Consider the following 16,630-nt stretch of genomic DNA (forward strand, 5'->3'; position numbering starts at 1 on the left):
ACGGGTGCGCAGCTCTTGACGCGGCCAACGGGGCGTTGCCAGACTCCGGGAACCGAAAGCGCTTGCGTTCCTGTGCGGGGCAGGCGCCTCTTCCCCCACGACCCGGTCACGCTGTGCCGTGCTTTTTTTCACCTCTTGAATGAATCGATTCACGGCCGAGTTATTCACACGACAGAGCAAGGAGGCTCTAGGGATGCCCATCAGGAAAACCACACTGGGTGGTGTCGCCTTGGCCCTGGTCGGCGCGCTCACGTTGTCCGCGTGCGGCGGGGACAGTGGGGGCGGCGACGGAAAGGTCACCCTCCAGTTCACCTGGTGGGGCACCGAGGGCCGGGCCGACCGCTATCAGGCCGCCGTCGACCTCTTCGAGGAGGAGAACCCCGATATCACGGTGCAGACCAGCTTCGCGGAGTTCGCCGACTACTGGACGCAGCGCAACACCGACGCCACCTCGGGCGAGCTGCCCGACGTGATGCAGATGGACCTCTCCCGGCTCCTCGAATACGGGAACGGCGGCCTCCTCTACGACCTCGGCGAGTTCGAGGGGAACCAGCTGGACACCTCGACCATCGAGGAGAACCTGCTGGCCTCGGGCCGGGCCAACGACCAGCTGGTCGCCGTGCCCACCGGGACCAATGTGATGTCCCTGCACTACAACCCGGACCTGCTCGACGAGTTGGGGGTGGAGGTTCCCGACTGGGACTACACCTGGGACGACTTCCACGCGTTCATCGAGGAGGTCAGCGCTGCCGGCGCCGACCTCCAGCCGCGGGTCTACGGCTCCACCGACTACACCATGGTCTGGTGGATGTTCATGACGCATCTGATCCAGCGGGACATCGAGCCCTTCTCGGACACCGGCGAGCTGAACTTCACCGAGGACGACATGCGGGAGTTCATCTCCAGCGCGGACTCGCTCCGGGAGCCGGAGAACGTGACGTTCCCCGCCGACCGCACCGAGCAGCTGGCGCCGAAGAGCGGGTTCACCGCCGGTGAGTCGGCGGCCGAGGTCAACTGGGACAACATGCTGAGCCAGTCCTCGCACGACGCCGACCACGACAACCTCCAGCTGATGCCGCTGCCCTCGGGGCCCGACGGTGAGAAGCACGCGTTCTTCAAGCCGACCATGCAGCTGTCGGTCGGCGCCAACTCCTCGCACCCCGAGGAGTCCGCGCTGCTGATCGACTTCCTGATCAACTCCCCCGAGGCGGGCGACATCATCGGCACCGAGCTGGGCATCCCCGCCTCGCAGGAGCGCCTCGACTCGCTTGAGGTCGAGCCGGGCAGCCCCGACGAGCGGATCGTGGAGTTCGAGGAGCGGATGCGGGACGAGGGCCACATGACGGAGGCCGCCCCGTTCCACCCGGACGGCTTCGGCTCGGTCGAGGCCGAGTACGTCGACGTGTTGGGCAGCGAGTTCGGCTACGGACAGATCAGCGTCGACGACTTCGTCAGCCGCTGGTTCTCCGAGGCCGAGAACCTGCTGGCCTCCTGGTGACCGCGTGCGCCGCGACCGCCCCCCGTCGGTCGCGGCGCACGCTCCAGGGGATGCCATCCCCTCCTCCTCGACGACCCCTGTGAACGGAAGCTGTTCATGTCCCTGACGCAACAGGCGTCCCCGGGTGCTCCGCAGGACCGGCCGACCCGCCGGCCCAAGCCCCCGGGCGCGCGGCGCCGGGCGGCCGAGACCCGGGCCGGTTACGCCTTTCTCGCGCCCTGGCTGCTGGGCTTCATCGCCCTGACCGCCGGCCCCATGTTGGCCTCGCTCTATCTGGCCTTCACCAACTACCACCCGATCCGCGGTGGCAGTTGGATCGGGCTCGACAACTTCAGCAGACTCTTCGACGACTCCAGATTCCTGGACTCCGCCCAGGTCACGGCGATCTACGCGGTGGTGGGCACGCCCATCAAGCTGGTCGCCGCGCTCGGGGTGGCGATGCTGCTGAACTCCAGGCGCCGGGGACAGGGCACCTACCGTTCGTTGTTCTACGCGCCCTCGCTGATCGGTGCGAGCGTCTCGGTCGCGATCGTCTGGAAGGCGGTCTTCAACGACCAGGGCATCGTGGACGACATCGGACAGTTCTTCGGGATGCCGGCCGGCGGCTGGGTGGGGAACCCCGATCTCACCCTGCCGATGATGATCCTGCTGGCGGTCTGGCAGTTCGGCGCGCCGATGGTCATCTTCCTCGCCGGGCTCAAGCAGATCCCCAACGAGCTGTACGAGGCGGCCCAGGTGGACGGCGCCGGCCCCTGGCGCCAGTTCGTCCGGATCACGCTGCCGATGCTCTCGCCGGTCCTGTTCTTCAACCTGGTGCTGGAGACGATCAACTCGTTCCAGGTCTTCGCCTCCGCCTTCATCATCTCCGGCGGCACCGGCGGTCCGGCCAACTCCACCCTCTTCTACACCCTCTACCTCTACCAGCGCGGATTCGGTCAGGGGCAGCTCGGCTACGCGGCGGCGATGGCCTGGCTGTTGGTGATCGTGGTCGGCATCATCACCCTGGTCTTCTTCAAGACCTCCAAGTACTGGGTCCACTACTCGGGGGACGGCCGATGAGCACTGTCAGTCACACCCAGGAAGCCCCGGAGGCCACCGAGCCGCCCGTGCCGCCCTCCCCGGTCCACGCCGAACTGCTGCGGCGCGCCAGGCGCCGGCGGCGGGCGCGGACCGTTCTCTTCCACGTGCTGTCCTGGGGCCTGGCCGTGGTGATCCTCTATCCCGGCGTGTGGATGCTGCTCTCGGCGTTCCGGCCGAGCAACCAGATCATCGGGCAGACCGGGCTGATCCCGGACGAGACCACGCTGGACAACTTCCGCAAGGCGCTGGAGGGAATCGGCGGCATTTCGTTCTGGACGTTCTTCGGGAACTCCATGATTCTGGCCGTCGGTTCGGTGATGGGAATCTGCCTTTCCTGTTCGGTCTCCGCCTATGCCTTCGCCAGAATCGACTTCCCGGGGCGGCGGATCTTCTTCGCCCTGATGATCGGCACCCTGCTGCTGCCGTTCCATGTGGTGATCATTCCGCAGTTCATCATGTTCAACGAGATCGGCTGGACCGACTCCTACGGTCCGTTGCTGATCGGAAAGTTCCTGGCGACCGAGGCGTTCTTCGTCTTTCTGATGGTGCAGTTCATGCGGAATCTGCCCAGGGAGTTGGACGAGTCGGCGCGGATCGACGGCGCGGGGCATCCCCGGATCTTCTTCTCCATCGTGTTGCCGCTGATGCGCCCTGTGTTGGCGACGGCGTCGATCTTCGCCTTCATCTGGAGCTGGAACGACTTCCTGGCGCCGTTGATCTATCTGCGCAGCCCGGACAGCTATCCGCTGCCGCTGATGCTGCGCCAGTACACCGACCAGACGACGGTGTCGGACTACGGCGCGCAGATGGCCGCCGCGGTGCTCGCGCTGGTTCCGGTGTTGCTCTTCTTTGTCCTTTTCCAGCGCTATATCGTCGAGGGCGTGGCCACACAGGGACTGAAGGGCTGAGGTGTCGCGGTGACGAGCGCCACGGACGGGACCAACGGTCGGCGGTGGGGCGGCCCGCTGGCGCTGTTCGGCGAGATGGTGATCACGGGGGTCGTGGTGGCGGCGCTGGCCCTCCCCCTGGTCACCGCGCTGCCCGCGCTGGCCGCCGGCACCGCCCATCTGCGGCGTCAACTGGCCGGCGAGAGCGTCCGGATGGCCGACCTCTGGCGGGACTTCACCACGGCCGTGCGCGATCTGTGGCCGCTGGCCCTCGGCGCGGTGGGCGCCGCGCTGGTGCTGCTGTGGAACCTGTCCCTGGCCCAGGCCGGGGTGGTGCCCGGGTCGGCCGGGCTGCTGGCCCTGACCTGGCTCCTGCTGCTGGCGCTCGCGGTGCTGCTGCTGCGCACCGCGGCCGACTGGCGGCCGGGCGCACGCCCGCGCACGCTGCTCGGCGAGACGGCCGAACGCGCCCTCCGCGACCCGGGCGGCTCCGTCCTCCTGGCCTTCGGCTGGCTGATGTGCGCAGTGTTCGTGTGGATGCTCCCCCCGCTGCTCCTCCTGACGGGCGGCCTCCTCTCCCTCGCCGCCCTGGCCGTCGAGTCCCGCCACCAAGGCCGGCACGCCGACGCCGACGCCGACGCGTAGGGCGCGGCCCCTGGGGGCGGACGTTGGACGGTGGTTCGTCACCCCGGGCGGGTCCTGTCGGCAGACGCCCACGGTGTGGTCCGGCTCGGGGTGACCGCGGGCGACGGGTCGATCGCCACCTGCCCCTTCGCCCCCGAGCGGCCATGGAACCCACAGCCCCCGAACCGGGCCTCATACAAGGCCCGCCCACCCCAGCCCGGCACCAACCACCAGCCGAACCCGTCCCCCAAACCCGGCGCCAGCCGTCCGCGCCAGCGGCCCGGCCCCTCCCAAGCCCGGCACAACCGACACCCCACCCCCGGCACCAACCACCGACAACACCGTCCCCCTCCCCCAGGCCCGGCGCCAGCCGTCCGCGCTACGCCGCCGCGCTCAGGATGATGTGTTGGAGTTCTCGCGCGGCGCGGGTCGGGGAGACGTCGCCCCGGTGGGCCAGGGAGATGGTGCGGTTGAGGCCCGGCGGGGCGAAGCGGGCCGTGCGGAGGCCGGATCGGGCGGCGACCATGCTGGGGACGACGGCCACGCCGAGCCCCGCGCGGACGAAGCTGAGCACCGCGTCCATCTCGCCGCCCGCCACGCTGAAGGTGGGTTCGAATCCGGCGGCATGGCACGCGGCCAGGGTGAGTTCCCGCAGGTCGTAGCCGTGCCGGAACATCACGAGGGGCCGGTCGCGCAGGTCCTGGATGCGGATGGGTCCGGACGGCAGCGGATCACGTTCGGTGGGTGAGGAGATCACCACCAGCTCCTCGCGCAGCAGCTCGTCGGTGGTCAGGGCGGGGGCCTGCCCGCTGAGCGGGGTGATCACCAGCGCCAGGTCCAACTGGCCGGCGGCCAGCGCGCGGACCAGGTCCTGGGAACCGTCCTCGTGGACGAGCAGCTCGACGTCCGGGTAGCTGTCACGGAAGTGGCGGAGCACGTCGGGCACCAGGCTGGCGCAGAGGCTGGGCGGCGCGCCCAGGCGCACGCGCCCCCGGCGCAGCTGGGCGACCTCCTGCACCTCGCGGCGGGCGGTCTCGGTGTCCGCCAGGATGCGGCGGGCCAGGGGCAGCAGCGCGACGCCCGCGTCGGTGAGCGAGATGTGTCCGCGCGCCCGGTGGAACAGCTCGGCGCCCAGCTCCCGTTCCAGCGCCTTGATCTGTTGGGAGAGCGAGGGTTGCGCCACATGCTCCCGGCGGGCCGCGCGGGTGAAGTGCCGCGTGTCGGCCACCGCGACGAAGTACCTCAGCTGTTGCAGCTGCACCGTCCTCACCTCCCGTGATGGCGCCCATGGGCCCCGCCAGGCGCCCGGCGGGAGCCGGCCGATAGACAGAGGCTATCGAAAGCACTCGATCTATGTCTTGGACCGATTCCCGCTCGCCGCCTACCTTCGGGTCTCATGGCACTGGCGACGCGCACCGAGCGCCGAACCCCGACCGTGGTCAGGTTGTGGCGTTCCACCATCGGCAAGAAGACGGTCATGGCCGTCAGCGGCGCGGTGATGCTGCTGTACCTGATCGCCCACATGGTGGGGAACCTCAAGGTCTTCTTCGGCGCCGACGAGATGAACGACTACGCGCACTGGCTGCGCGAGATCGGCGAGCCGGTCCTCCACTACGAGTGGCTGCTCTGGATCATCCGGGTGGTGCTGCTCGCCGCCGTGATCGCCCACGGGGTCGCCGCCTACCAGCTGAGCCGCCGGGACCTCGCCGCCCGTCCGGTGGGGTACAAGCACACGTTGGCCCGCACCAGCTACGCGACCCGCACCATGCGCTGGGGCGGGGTGATCCTGGCCCTGTTCATCGTCTGGCATCTGCTGGACCTGACCACGCACACGGTCAACCCCAACGGTGAGGCGGGCAAGCCGTACGAGAACATCGTGGCCACGTTCAGCACCTGGTACGGCAACGCCATCTACGGGGTGGCCATGATCGCGGTGGGCCTGCACATCCGGCACGGGTTCTTCAGCGCCGCCCAGACCCTCGGTGCCGGCAGCGCCACCCGGGACCGTTCCCTGCGGCTGATCGCCAACGGTCTGGCCCTGGTGCTGACCCTCGGCTTCCTCTCGGTACCCATCGGTGTGATGACCGGAATTGTGGAGTAACCCATGACCTCCCCCATCGAGCCCTCCCAGGGCAGCGCCCAGCAGTCCGACGCCTCAGGGGGCTCCCACGGCCTCGGTTATCTCGACTACCGCGTGGGCGAGCCGCTGGTGGACACCAAGGCGCCCGAAGGTCCGATCGAGGAGCGGTGGGCCAGGCGCCGGTTCGAGGCCAAGCTGGTCAACCCGGCCAACCGGCGCAAGTACTCGGTGATCGTCGTCGGCACCGGCCTCGCCGGCGGGGCCGCAGGCGCGACGCTGGCCGAACAGGGCTACCGCGTCATCCAGTTCTGCTACCAGGACTCGCCGCGCCGGGCGCACTCCATCGCCGCGCAGGGCGGCATCAACGCGGCCAAGAACTACCGCAACGACGGCGACTCGGTGCGCCGGCTGTTCTACGACACGGTGAAGGGCGGCGACTTCCGGGCGCGGGAGTCCAACGTGCACCGGCTGGCCGAGGCGTCGGTGGAGATCATCGACCAGTGCGTGGCGCAGGGCGTGCCGTTCGCCCGCGAGTACGGCGGGCTGCTGGACACCCGTTCGTTCGGCGGCGTCCAGGTGTCGCGGACCTTCTACGCCAGGGGGCAGACGGGGCAGCAGCTGCTGCTCGGCGCCTACCAGGCGCTCTCCCGGCAGATCGGCGCCGGCAACGTGGAGATGCACGCCCGCACCGAGATGCTCGACCTGATCGTGGTGGACGGACGGGCGCGCGGCATCGTGGCCAGGGATCTGGTCACCGGGCGGATCGACGTGCACATGGCGGACGCGGTGGTGTTGGCCACCGGCGGGTACGGCAACGTCTTCTATCTGTCCACCAACGCCAAGAACTCCAACACCACGGCCATCTGGCGGGCGCACCGGCGCGGCGCGCACTTCGCCAACCCGTGCTTCACCCAGATCCACCCCACCTGCATCCCGCGCTCGGGGGAGCACCAGTCCAAGCTCACCCTGATGAGCGAGTCGCTGCGCAACGACGGCCGGATCTGGGTGCCCAAGGAGCGGGGTGACACGCGCCCGCCGAGCCAGATCCCCGAGGACGAGCGCGACTACTACCTTGAGCGGCAGTACCCCTCGTTCGGCAACCTGGTGCCCAGGGACATCGCGTCCCGCGCCGCCAAGAACGTCTGCGACGAGGGGCGCGGCGTCGGCCCCGGCGGGCAGGGCGTCTACCTGGACTTCGCGGACGCCATCGCCCGGATGGGCCGGGAGACGGTGGAGGCCCGCTACGGGAACCTCTTCGAGATGTACCAGCGGATCACCGACGAGGATCCGTACCAGGTGCCGATGCGGATCTACCCGGCCATCCACTACACCATGGGCGGCCTGTGGGTGGACTACGACCTGGCCACCACCGTGCCAGGGCTCTTCGCGGTCGGCGAGGCCAACTTCTCCGACCACGGCGCCAACCGTCTCGGCGCCTCGGCGCTGATGCAGGGTCTCGCCGACGGCTACTTCGTGCTGCCGGCCACGCTGGCCGACTTCCTGGCCAGGCACCCGCACGACGATGTGGCGACGGACCACCCCGCGGTGACGGACACGGTCACCGAGGTGACCGACCGGCTTGAGCGGCTGCTCTCCAACGACGGGGACCGCACGCCCGACTCGTTCCACCGGGAGCTGGGCGAGCTGCTCTGGGACGAGTGCGGGATGTCGCGCTCCGAGGAGGGGCTGCGCAAGGCCCTGGAGCGCATCCCCGCGCTGCGCGAGGAGTTCTGGCAGCGGGTCAAGGTGCCCGGCAAGGGCCAGGATCTGAACCAGTCGCTGGAGAAGGCCAACCGGATCGTCGACTATCTGGAGCTGGCCGAGCTGATGTGCCTGGACGCGCTGCACCGCGCGGAGTCCTGCGGCGGCCACTTCCGGGAGGAGAGCCAGACCCCGGACGGCGAGGCGGAGCGGCGCGACGACGAGTTCGCCTACGCCGCGGCCTGGGAGTTCACCGAGCCCGGGCAGCCTCCGGTGCTGCACAAGGAACAGCTGGACTTCTCCTATGTCCACCCCACCCAGCGGAGCTACGCGTGAGACTCACCCTGCGCATCTGGCGCCAGTCCGGACCCGACGAGCGTGGCTCCATGAGGAGTTACGAGGTCGACGGCATCGCCCCTGAGATGTCCTTCCTGGAGATGCTGGACACCCTCAACGAGGAGCTGATCCTCGGCGGCGAGGAGCCGGTCGCCTTCGACCACGACTGCCGGGAGGGGATCTGCGGCGCCTGCGGGATGGTGATCAACGGGGAGGCGCACGGGCCCGACCGCACCACCACCTGCCAGCTGCACATGCGGCACTTCGAGGACGGCGACACGGTGGACATCGAGCCCTGGCGGGCGTCGGCGTTCCCGGTCGTGAAGGACCTGGTGGTGGACCGTTCGGCCTTCGACCGGGTGATCGGCTCGGGCGGCTATGTGTCGGCGCCCACCGGCAGCGCCCCGGAGGCGCACGCCACGCCGGTGCCCAAGGAGGTGGCCGACACGGCGTTCGAGCACGCCGAGTGCATCGGGTGCGGTGCCTGTGTGGCGGCCTGCCCCAACGGGTCGGCGATGCTCTTCACCTCCGCGAAGGTGGTGCACCTGAACGTTCTGCCGCAGGGCGCGCCCGAGCGGGAGAGCCGGGTGCTGGACATGGTGGAGACCATGGACACCGAGGGCTTCGGCGGCTGCACCAACACCGGTATGTGCACCTCGGTCTGCCCCAAGGGCATTCCGCTGTCGTCGATCTCCACCATGAACCGCGAGTATCTGCGGGCCCTGCGCAAGGGCGTCTGAGACCGGCGGAGCCGGGCCGACGTCCCCAACGCAACGGCCCGGCTCAGCCCCCCTCACCCTCCGGTCAGGACCACGCGCCGGTGGCGGCCGTCCTGGCCGCGTAGTCCTCGAAGCGGATGGGGTCGCGGCCCAGGATCTGCCGCACCCCGTCGGCCGGGTCCGCGAGATGGCGGGCGCGGAGCACATCGAAGACGTTGCCGACCTCGGTGATGGCCTCCTGCGGCACCCCGTCCGCCAGCAGCTCCGCCCGGTACGCCTCCGGGGTGAGCTCCTCGAAGCGGATCTCCCGCCCCGCCGCGGCGGCGATCGTGGCCACCGCCTCCTCGAAGGTGACGGCGCGTGGTCCCGAGATGTCGTAGGCCCGGCCGTGGTGCCCGTCCGAGGTCAGCAGCGCGGCGGCGACGTCGGCCACGTCCTGGACGTCGACAAAGGGTTCCGGTACCCCTCCCGTGGGCAGCGCGAGCCGCCCGGCACGCAGCGGAGCGTGCCACAGATCCTCGTCGAAGTTCTGGTTGAAGTTGTTCGCACGGATGATCGTCCACTCCACGCCCGAGTCCCGCACCGCCCGCTCCGCCGCGTCGACGTTCGGGAAGAGCCCCGACGCGTGCCGGTCCATGCCGCGTCCGGAGAGCAGGACGAAGCGGCGCACGCCGGCCTCGGTGGCCTGCTGGACGAAGGGCGCCGTCGGTTCCGGATCGCCGGAGGGCACCAGATAGACGGTCGCCGCCCCCCGGAGCGCGGCCGGCCAGGTGTCCCGGTCGGACCAGTCGAAGCGGACCTCGGCGGAACGGGAGGCCGCCCGAACCGGGTGGCCCGCCGCGCGCAGCCTGGGCACCAGCCGACGCCCGGTCTTGCCGGTCGCCGCCAGTACCAGGATGTCCTCGCTGTTGGTTGTCATGGCACCGAGTCAACTGCCCCGCGCCCGCCGCCGACATGGACGGCCGTACACGGAACATGTCCGATCGTCCGACGGTTAACGTGAGGACCATGCACTCGTACGACGATCTGCTCCGAGGTGTCCGCACGGATGTCGTCGCCTTCCGCCGCACGGAGCTGTCCTCCCCGTGGACGCTGCGCCTCACCGAGGGCGCGCCCCTGACGCTGTGCTCCCCGCTGCGCGGCGAGGGCTGGATCCACGCGGACGGCGCCGAGGCGCCGCGACGGCTCGGCGTCAACGACGTGGCGATCGTGCGCGGACCGGCACCCGTCCTGTTGACCGACCGGGCGACGGGCGCGGCGGTGCCGGGGATCTCAGGGGCCTCGGGGGATCCCCGACCGCCCGCGCGCACCACGCTGTTGGTCGGCACCTACCGGGTGTGGGGCCGCGTGGCCCGCCGGCTGCTGGCGGCGCTGCCCCCGCTGCTGGTGGTGCCGGACGAGAGCGACGACACGTGCGGTCCGCTGATGGACCTGTTGGGCGCGCAGGTCTCGGACCCCTCGCCCGGACAGCAGGCCGTGCTTGACCGGCTGCTCGACTGGCTGTTGGTCTGCACCCTGCGCGACTGGTTCGACCAGCCGGAGGCCGTCTCCGGCGGCCTGCTGCGGGCCCTCGGCGACGACACCGTGGGACCGGCGCTGCGCGCCATGCACGCGGCACCGGAGAAGCCCTGGACGCTGGCCGCGCTGGCCGTCGAGGCCGGGGTGTCCCGCAGCACGCTGGCCGGACGCTTCAGCCGGCTGGTGGGCGAGCCGCCGCTGGCCTACCTCACCGAGTGGCGGATGTCGCTGGCCGCCGAGCTGCTGACCGACACGGAGGCGACCGTCGCCGCCGTGGCCCGGCGGGTCGGCTACGCCGACGCGTTCGGGTTCAGCACCGCGTTCAAGCGGTTCCACGGGGTCAGCCCGAGCGGCTACCGCGACCGCGCCGCCGCGCCCGCACCGGCCTGACGGCCGGCACGGGCACCGAGCGGGACGAGCGGCTCAGCGAACGGGGTGGCCGGCCTCGCGCAGCGTCTCCTTGACCTGCCCGATCCGCAGATCGCCGAAGTGGAAGACGGAGGCCGCCAACACCGCGTCGGCGCCCGCCTCGACGGCCGGCGGGAAGTCGGCCAGCCGGCCGGCGCCGCCGGAGGCGATCACCGGTATGGCGACCCGCTCCCGCACCGCGGCCGTCAGCTCGGTGTCATAGCCGTCCCTGGTGCCGTCGGCGTCCATCGAGTTGAGCAGGATCTCGCCCGCGCCAAGACCGGCCGCCCGGTGCGCCCAGTCGACCGCGTCGATCCCGGTGCCGCGCCGGCCGCCGTGCGTGGTGACCTCGAAACCCGACTCCGTCTCCGTACCGGCCCTCACCCGGCGCGCGTCGACGGAGAGCACCAGCACCTGCCGGCCGAAGCGCTCCGCGATCTCCCGGATCAGCTCCGGGCGGGCCACCGCCGCCGTGTTGACGCCGACCTTGTCGGCGCCGGCCCGCAGCAGCCGGTCCACGTCGTCCGTGGTGCGCACGCCGCCGCCCACGGTGAGCGGGATGAAGACCTGCTCGGCGGTGCGGCGCACCACGTCGTAGGTGGTCTCCCGATCGCCCGAGGAGGCGGTGATGTCCAGGAACGTCAGCTCGTCGGCGCCCTCGGCGTCGTAGATCCTGGCCATCTCGACCGGATCGCCCGCGTCCCTGAGGTTCTCGAAGTTGACGCCCTTGACCACCCGGCCGGCGTCCACGTCCAGGCAGGGAATGACCCTGACCGCCACGCCCATCTCACGCACCTCCCGACGCGTACGCGTCCAACTCGACCTGCACGGACACCCGGGAGTCGGGAAAGCCGACCACCAGGACCGTGCTGACCGGGCGGATCTCCCCGAAGAACTCCCGATGGGCCCGCGCGGCGTCCTCGCCGTCCCTGGCGTGCGCGAGATAGAGGCGGGTGCGCACCACCGCGCTCGCGTCCAGGCCGAAGGGCTCAAGCGCGGCCACCGCGTCCGCCAGCGCCGAGCGGGTCTGCTCGTACGGGTCGCCCAGCGCCGAGGAGCCGGCTATGGGCGGCAGCGTGCCGCCGACCAGCACCAGCTCGCCGGCGGCGACCGCCCGCGCGCTGCCGAGGCTCCGCTCCCACTCCCCCTGGCCCGTCATGCCGAGGCCACCGTCTCCAGCGCCTCCTGAAGCGTGAACGCCCGGGCGTAGAGGGCCTTTCCGACGATGGCGCCCTCCACCCCCTCGGGGACCAGCCCGGCGATGGCCGTCAGATCGTGCAGCGAGGAGACCCCGCCGGAGGCGACCACGGGCCGGTCGGTGGCGGCGCAGACATCGCGCAGCAGCTCCAGGTTGGGGCCCTGAAGCGTCCCGTCCTTGTTGATGTCGGTGACCACATAGCGGGCGCAGCCCTCGGAGTCGAGCCGGGCCAGCGTCTCGTAGAGGTCGCCGCCGTCCCGCGTCCAGCCCCGGCCGCGCAGGGTGGTGCCACGGACGTCCAGGCCGACGGCGATCCGGTCGCCGTGCTCGGCGATGGCCTTGGCGACCCACTCGGGGGACTCCAGCGCGGCGGTGCCGAGGTTGACCCGGGTGCAGCCGGTGGCCAGGGCGGCGGCCAGCGTGTCGTCGTCGCGGATGCCGCCGGACAGCTCCACCTTGAGGTTCATCGCGGCGGCCACCTCGGCGATCCTGGCGCGGTTGTCGCCGGTGCCGAAGGCCGCGTCCAGATCGACCAGGTGCAGCCACTCGGCGCCGGCCCGCTGCCACGTCAGCGCGGCGGCCAGCGGATCGCCGTAGGAGGTCTCGCTGCCGGACTCGCCGTGCACCAGGCGGACCGCCTGCCCGTCGCGGACGTCGACGGCCGGCAGCAGCTCAAGGGTGCGCGGCGGGGAGGGGGTTGCGGAGGTCACAGGCTCTCGATCCAGTTGGTGAGGAGGCGGGCGCCGGCGTCGCCGGACTTCTCCGGGTGGAACTGGGTGGCCCAGAGGGGGCCGTTCTCGACGGCGGCGACAAAGGGGTCGCCGTGGGTCGCCCAGCTGACCAGGGGCGGCGCGATGGCCGCGCTCGCCGAAGGCGGCAACTCCCAGTCGTGGACGGCGTAGGAGTGCACGAAGTAGTAGCGCGCGTCGGGCGGCAGGCCGGCGAAGAGCGCGGAGCCCTCGGCGACATCCACCGTGTTCCACCCCATGTGCGGGACGACCTCGGCCTTGAGCGGGCCGACCGTGCCGGGCCACTCGTCGAGCCCGTCGGCCCGGACGCCGTGTTCGATGCCCTGGGAGAAGAGGATCTGCATCCCGACGCAGATGCCCAGCACCGGGCGCCCGCCGGCGAGCCGGCGTTCCACCGCCCAGTCGCCCCTGGCCTCGCGCAGCCCCGCCATGCAGGCGGCGAACGCCCCGACGCCCGGGACCAACAGGCCGTCGGCGGCCAGCGCCGCGTCCAGGTCGCGGCTGATCTCCACCTCGGCGCCGGCCCTGGCCACGGCGCGCTCGGCGGAGCGGACGTTGCCGAAGCCGTAGTCGAAGACCACCACGGACTTGCGTCTCGCCATGCCCCTCACACCTCCAGCCGCAGCACGCCGGCGACCAGGCAGAGCGCGCTGGCGATGGCCAGCAGCACGACGACGCCCCGGGGCAGCCCCTGCTTGACGAACGAGTAGACACCGGTGCCGAGGAAGAGCCCGGCGGCGATCAACAGCGTGGACGTCGTGTTCACAGGGCACCCTTGGTGGACGGGATGCCGGTCTGCCGCGGGTCTATCTCGCTGGCGTAGCGCAGCGCCCTGGCCAGCGCCTTGAACTGGCACTCCACGATGTGGTGCGCGTTGCGCCCGTAGGGCACCTCCACATGCAGCGCGACCTGCGCCTGGGCGACGAAGGACTCCAGGATGTGGCGGGTCATCGTGGTGTCGTAGGAGCCGATCATGGGCGCCATGCCCGCCGGCTCCTGGTGCACCAGATAGGGCCGCCCCGACAGGTCGACCGTGACCCGGGCGAGGGACTCGTCCAGCGGCACCGAGGCGTTGGCGAAGCGGACGATGCCGCTCTTGTCGCCGAGCGCCTGCCGGAACGCGGCGCCGATGGCCAGCGCGGTGTCCTCGATGGTGTGGTGGCTGTCGATGTGCAGATCGCCCTCGGTCTTGACGGCCAGGTCGAACAGACCGTGCCGGCCGAGCTGGTCCAACATGTGGTCGAAGAACCCGACCCCGGTGGACACATCGACCCGGCCGGTGCCGTCCAGATCGATCTCGACGGTGACCGAGGTCTCCTTGGTGGTGCGTTCCACGCGACCCACGCGGCTCATTCGTTGATCTCCTTCGTCACTGCGCGTACCGCGTCGAGGAACGCGTCGTTCTCCGCCCTGGTGCCCGTGGTGGCCCGCAACCGTCCTGGCACGCCGTTGTCCCGCACGAGTACCCCGTGGTCCAGCAGCCGACGCCACACGTCCCGCGCGTCGGCGAACCGGCCGAACTGGACGAAGTTGGCGTCCGAGGGGGTGACCTCGACGCCGAGCGCCGTCAGCTCGACGACCACCCGATCCCGCTCGGCCTTCAGCTCCTCGACACAGCCGAGCAGCGTGTCGGCGAACTCAAGCGCCGCGAGGGCGGTGGCCTGGGTGACCGCCGACAGGTGGTAGGGCAGCCGCACCAGCTGGACGGCGTCGACGACGGCCCGGTCCGCCGCGAGATAGCCGAGCCGCAGCCCGGCCGCGCCGAACGCCTTGGACATGGTGCGGGTGAACACCAGGCGCGGCCGTCCCTCGATCAGCGGCAGGGTCGAGGGGCGGTGGCCGAACTCGGCGTATGCCTCGTCCACCACCACCAGCGCGCCACGGCCGCCCCTGGCCCGCTGGGCGGCGTCGTGCAGCGCCAGGATGCTCGGGGCCGTCAGGGCGGTGCCCGTCGGGTTGTTGGGCGAGCAGAGGAAGACCACGTCGGGCCGGTGCTCGGCGATGACCGAGACGGCGGCCTCGGTGTCGATGTCGAACTCCGGCGTGCGCGGCCCCGAGAACCAGCCGGTGCCCGTGGACCGGGCGATCAGGGCGTGCATGGAGTACGACGGGTCGAAGCCCAGCGCGGTGCGCCCGGGGCCGCCGAAGGTCTGGAGCAGCTGCTGGAGCACCTCGTTGGAGCCGTTGGCGGCCCACACCTGGGCGGCCTTGAGGGCGTGGCCCGTGGTGCGGGTCAGATAGGCGGCCAGCTCGGTGCGCAGCGCCATCGCGTCCCGGTCGGGGTAGCGGTTGAGGGTGCGCGCGGCCTCGGCGACCCGCTCGGCGACGCGCTGGATCAGCGCCTCGGGGAGCGGATGCGGGTTCTCGTTGGTGTTGAGCCGGACCGGCACCTCCAGCTGGGGGGCGCCGTAGGGGCTCTGGCCGCGCAGTTCGTCCCTGATGGGAAGCTCGTCGATACGGGTCACTTGCGGTGTGGGACCTTCCATGCGAAACGTGCCTTGACCGCCGAGCCGTGGGCCGGCAGATCCTCCGCCTCGGCCAGCGTCACCACCTGTTGGGCGACCTCGGCCAGGGCCTCGCGGTCGTACTCGACCACATGGACGCCGCGCAGGAAGGACTGCACGGAGAGGCCGGAGGAGTGGCAGGCGCAGCCCCCGGTGGGCAGCACGTGGTTGGAGCCGGCGCAGTAGTCGCCCAGGGAGACGGGGGCGTGCGGTCCGACGAAGATGGCGCCGGCGTTCCGCACCCGGGCGGCGACCTCGGCGGCGTGCTCCGTCTGCACCTCCAGGTGCTCGGCGGCGTACTCGTCCACCACGGCGAGGCCCTGCTCGATGTCGGCGACCAGCACCGCGCAGGACTGCCGTCCGGTGAGCGCCTCGGTGATCCGCTGGTGGTGCTTGGCGGCGGCGACCTGCACACGCAGCTCGGCGTCCACCGCGTCGGCCAGCGCGACCGAGGGGGTGACCAGGACGGCGGCGGCCAGCTCGTCGTGCTCGGCCTGGCTGATCAGGTCGGCGGCGACCAGCGCCGGGTCGGCGGTGTCGTCGGCCAGCACGGCGATCTCGGTGGGGCCCGCCTCGGCGTCGATGCCGATGACGCCCTTCAGCAGCCGCTTGGCGGCGGCGACATAGATGTTGCCGGGGCCCGTGACCAGCTTGGCCGGGCGGCACTCCTCGGTGCCGTGGGCGAACATCGCGATGGCCTGGGCACCGCCCGCCGCGTGCACCTCCTCGACGCCGAGCAGCGCGCAGGCGGCGAGGATCGTGGGGTGCGGCAGCCCGTCGCTCCACTCCTGCCCCGGGGTGCGCTGCGGCGGGGAGCTGACGGCGAGGGACTCGACGCCGGCCTCCTGGGCCGGGACCACGTTCATCACCACGGAGGACGGGTAGACCGCCTGGCCGCCGGGGACGTAGAGGCCGACGCGCTGGACGGGGATCCAGCGCTCCGTGACCGTGCCGCCGGGGACCACCCGCACGGTGTGGTCGTCGCGGCGCTGCTCCCGGTGGACCAGCCTGGCCCTGCGGATGGACTCCTCAAGCGCCGAGCGCACCGCGGGATCCAGCTCGGCCAGGGCCCTGGCGAGGGCCTCGGCCGGCACTCGGGTGCGCTCGATGCGCACGCCGTCGAACCGCCGCGCGTAGTCGATCAGCGCCGCCGTGCCGCGATGGTGTACGTCGTCGCAGATGGGCCGCACCTTCTCCAGGGCGGCCTCGACGTCCAGCTCGGCGCGGGGCAACAGGGCGCGGTCGACGGCCTCGGCGGGCGAGGCGGCGGCGCGCAGATCGATTCGGTTCAGCACGGGGCCAGTCTCGCAGACGGGTCCGACAGGCCA

Annotated in this window: 18 protein-coding genes; 8 read left to right on the top strand and 10 right to left on the bottom strand. The window is 71.3% G+C overall.

Annotated features, from left to right (window positions below; genetic code table 11):
• The first annotated feature begins 193 nt into the window (after nt 1-193).
• The 4 genes from K4G22_RS05025 to K4G22_RS05040 all read left to right on the top strand — a co-directional run bounded on the left by K4G22_RS05025 (nt 194) and on the right by K4G22_RS05040 (nt 4,110).
• A complete protein-coding gene (locus K4G22_RS05025; protein ID WP_228078456.1) occupies nt 194-1,498 on the top strand; it encodes an ABC transporter substrate-binding protein in 1,305 nt (434 codons plus the stop codon).
• 96 nt (nt 1,499-1,594) lie between these two features.
• Nucleotides 1,595-2,557, top strand: coding sequence for a carbohydrate ABC transporter permease (locus K4G22_RS05030; protein ID WP_228078457.1), 963 nt, complete (start codon nt 1,595-1,597; stop codon nt 2,555-2,557).
• Nucleotides 2,554-3,486, top strand: a complete 933-nt coding sequence (locus K4G22_RS05035; protein ID WP_228078458.1) for a carbohydrate ABC transporter permease — start codon at nt 2,554-2,556, stop codon at nt 3,484-3,486. The genes K4G22_RS05030 and K4G22_RS05035 overlap by 4 nt, the downstream gene beginning before the upstream one ends.
• 9 nt (nt 3,487-3,495) lie before the next feature.
• Nucleotides 3,496-4,110: a hypothetical protein gene (locus tag K4G22_RS05040; protein ID WP_228078459.1), complete on the top strand. Its 615-nt coding sequence runs from the start codon at nt 3,496-3,498 to the stop codon at nt 4,108-4,110.
• A 358-nt stretch (nt 4,111-4,468) separates the two neighbouring features.
• Here the strand turns inward: K4G22_RS05040 and K4G22_RS05045 are convergent, their stop codons facing one another.
• On the bottom strand, nt 4,469-5,350 hold the full coding sequence (locus K4G22_RS05045) for a LysR family transcriptional regulator (RefSeq protein WP_228078460.1): 882 nt from the start codon (nt 5,348-5,350) through the stop codon (nt 4,469-4,471).
• Between the two features lie 135 nt (nt 5,351-5,485).
• Here K4G22_RS05045 and K4G22_RS05050 point away from each other — a divergent pair, with 135 nt between their 5' ends.
• From K4G22_RS05050 to K4G22_RS05060, 3 genes are read left to right on the top strand one after another with little or no spacing between them, the layout of a single operon-like run.
• Nucleotides 5,486-6,190, top strand: coding sequence for a succinate dehydrogenase cytochrome b subunit (locus K4G22_RS05050; RefSeq protein ID WP_228078461.1), 705 nt, complete (start codon nt 5,486-5,488; stop codon nt 6,188-6,190).
• A 3-nt stretch (nt 6,191-6,193) separates the two neighbouring features.
• Nucleotides 6,194-8,206 (top strand): fumarate reductase/succinate dehydrogenase flavoprotein subunit, encoded by a 2,013-nt coding sequence (locus K4G22_RS05055; protein ID WP_228078462.1) that lies wholly within the window; start codon nt 6,194-6,196, stop codon nt 8,204-8,206.
• The gene (locus K4G22_RS05060; protein ID WP_228078463.1) at nt 8,203-8,946 is read left to right on the top strand and encodes a succinate dehydrogenase/fumarate reductase iron-sulfur subunit; all 744 of its coding nucleotides are present in this window, start codon (nt 8,203-8,205) and stop codon (nt 8,944-8,946) included. Before K4G22_RS05055 ends, K4G22_RS05060 begins: the two co-directional genes overlap by 4 nt.
• Nucleotides 8,947-9,010: 64 nt before the next feature.
• Here the strand turns inward: K4G22_RS05060 and K4G22_RS05065 are convergent, their stop codons facing one another.
• Complete coding sequence (locus K4G22_RS05065; protein WP_228078464.1) at nt 9,011-9,844, bottom strand: SDR family oxidoreductase; 834 nt, start codon at nt 9,842-9,844, stop codon at nt 9,011-9,013.
• An 89-nt stretch (nt 9,845-9,933) separates the two neighbouring features.
• Between K4G22_RS05065 and K4G22_RS05070 the strand changes: the two genes are divergently transcribed.
• Nucleotides 9,934-10,833, top strand: coding sequence for an AraC family transcriptional regulator (locus K4G22_RS05070; protein ID WP_228078465.1), 900 nt, complete (start codon nt 9,934-9,936; stop codon nt 10,831-10,833).
• Nucleotides 10,834-10,866: 33 nt separating this feature from the next.
• Here K4G22_RS05070 and hisF read toward each other — a convergent pair whose 3' ends face one another.
• The 8 genes from hisF to hisD are packed head-to-tail and all read right to left on the bottom strand — an operon-like array spanning nt 10,867 to nt 16,597.
• On the bottom strand, nt 10,867-11,637 hold the full coding sequence (gene hisF, locus K4G22_RS05075; protein WP_228083952.1) for an imidazole glycerol phosphate synthase subunit HisF: 771 nt from the start codon (nt 11,635-11,637) through the stop codon (nt 10,867-10,869).
• A 1-nt stretch (nt 11,638) separates the two neighbouring features.
• Nucleotides 11,639-12,010, bottom strand: coding sequence for a Rid family hydrolase (locus K4G22_RS05080; protein ID WP_228078466.1), 372 nt, complete (start codon nt 12,008-12,010; stop codon nt 11,639-11,641).
• The gene (priA, locus tag K4G22_RS05085) at nt 12,007-12,759 is read right to left on the bottom strand and encodes a bifunctional 1-(5-phosphoribosyl)-5-((5-phosphoribosylamino)methylideneamino)imidazole-4-carboxamide isomerase/phosphoribosylanthranilate isomerase PriA (RefSeq protein ID WP_228078467.1); all 753 of its coding nucleotides are present in this window, start codon (nt 12,757-12,759) and stop codon (nt 12,007-12,009) included. Before priA ends, K4G22_RS05080 begins: the two co-directional genes overlap by 4 nt.
• Nucleotides 12,756-13,400 (bottom strand): imidazole glycerol phosphate synthase subunit HisH, encoded by a 645-nt coding sequence (gene hisH, locus K4G22_RS05090; protein ID WP_228078468.1) that lies wholly within the window; start codon nt 13,398-13,400, stop codon nt 12,756-12,758. Before hisH ends, priA begins: the two co-directional genes overlap by 4 nt.
• A gap of 5 nt (nt 13,401-13,405) precedes the next feature.
• A complete protein-coding gene (locus K4G22_RS05095; RefSeq protein WP_228078469.1) occupies nt 13,406-13,564 on the bottom strand; it encodes a hypothetical protein in 159 nt (52 codons plus the stop codon).
• Nucleotides 13,561-14,151, bottom strand: coding sequence for an imidazoleglycerol-phosphate dehydratase HisB (hisB, locus tag K4G22_RS05100; RefSeq protein WP_228078470.1), 591 nt, complete (start codon nt 14,149-14,151; stop codon nt 13,561-13,563). The genes K4G22_RS05095 and hisB overlap by 4 nt, the downstream gene beginning before the upstream one ends.
• Nucleotides 14,148-15,263, bottom strand: coding sequence for a histidinol-phosphate transaminase (locus tag K4G22_RS05105; protein WP_228078471.1), 1,116 nt, complete (start codon nt 15,261-15,263; stop codon nt 14,148-14,150). Before K4G22_RS05105 ends, hisB begins: the two co-directional genes overlap by 4 nt.
• A complete protein-coding gene (gene hisD / locus K4G22_RS05110; protein WP_228078472.1) occupies nt 15,260-16,597 on the bottom strand; it encodes a histidinol dehydrogenase in 1,338 nt (445 codons plus the stop codon). The genes K4G22_RS05105 and hisD overlap by 4 nt, the downstream gene beginning before the upstream one ends.
• Between the last annotated feature and the right edge of the window lie 33 nt (nt 16,598-16,630).

The organism is Streptomyces profundus, from assembly GCF_020740535.1.
GTDB lineage: Bacteria > Actinomycetota > Actinomycetes > Streptomycetales > Streptomycetaceae > Streptomyces > Streptomyces profundus.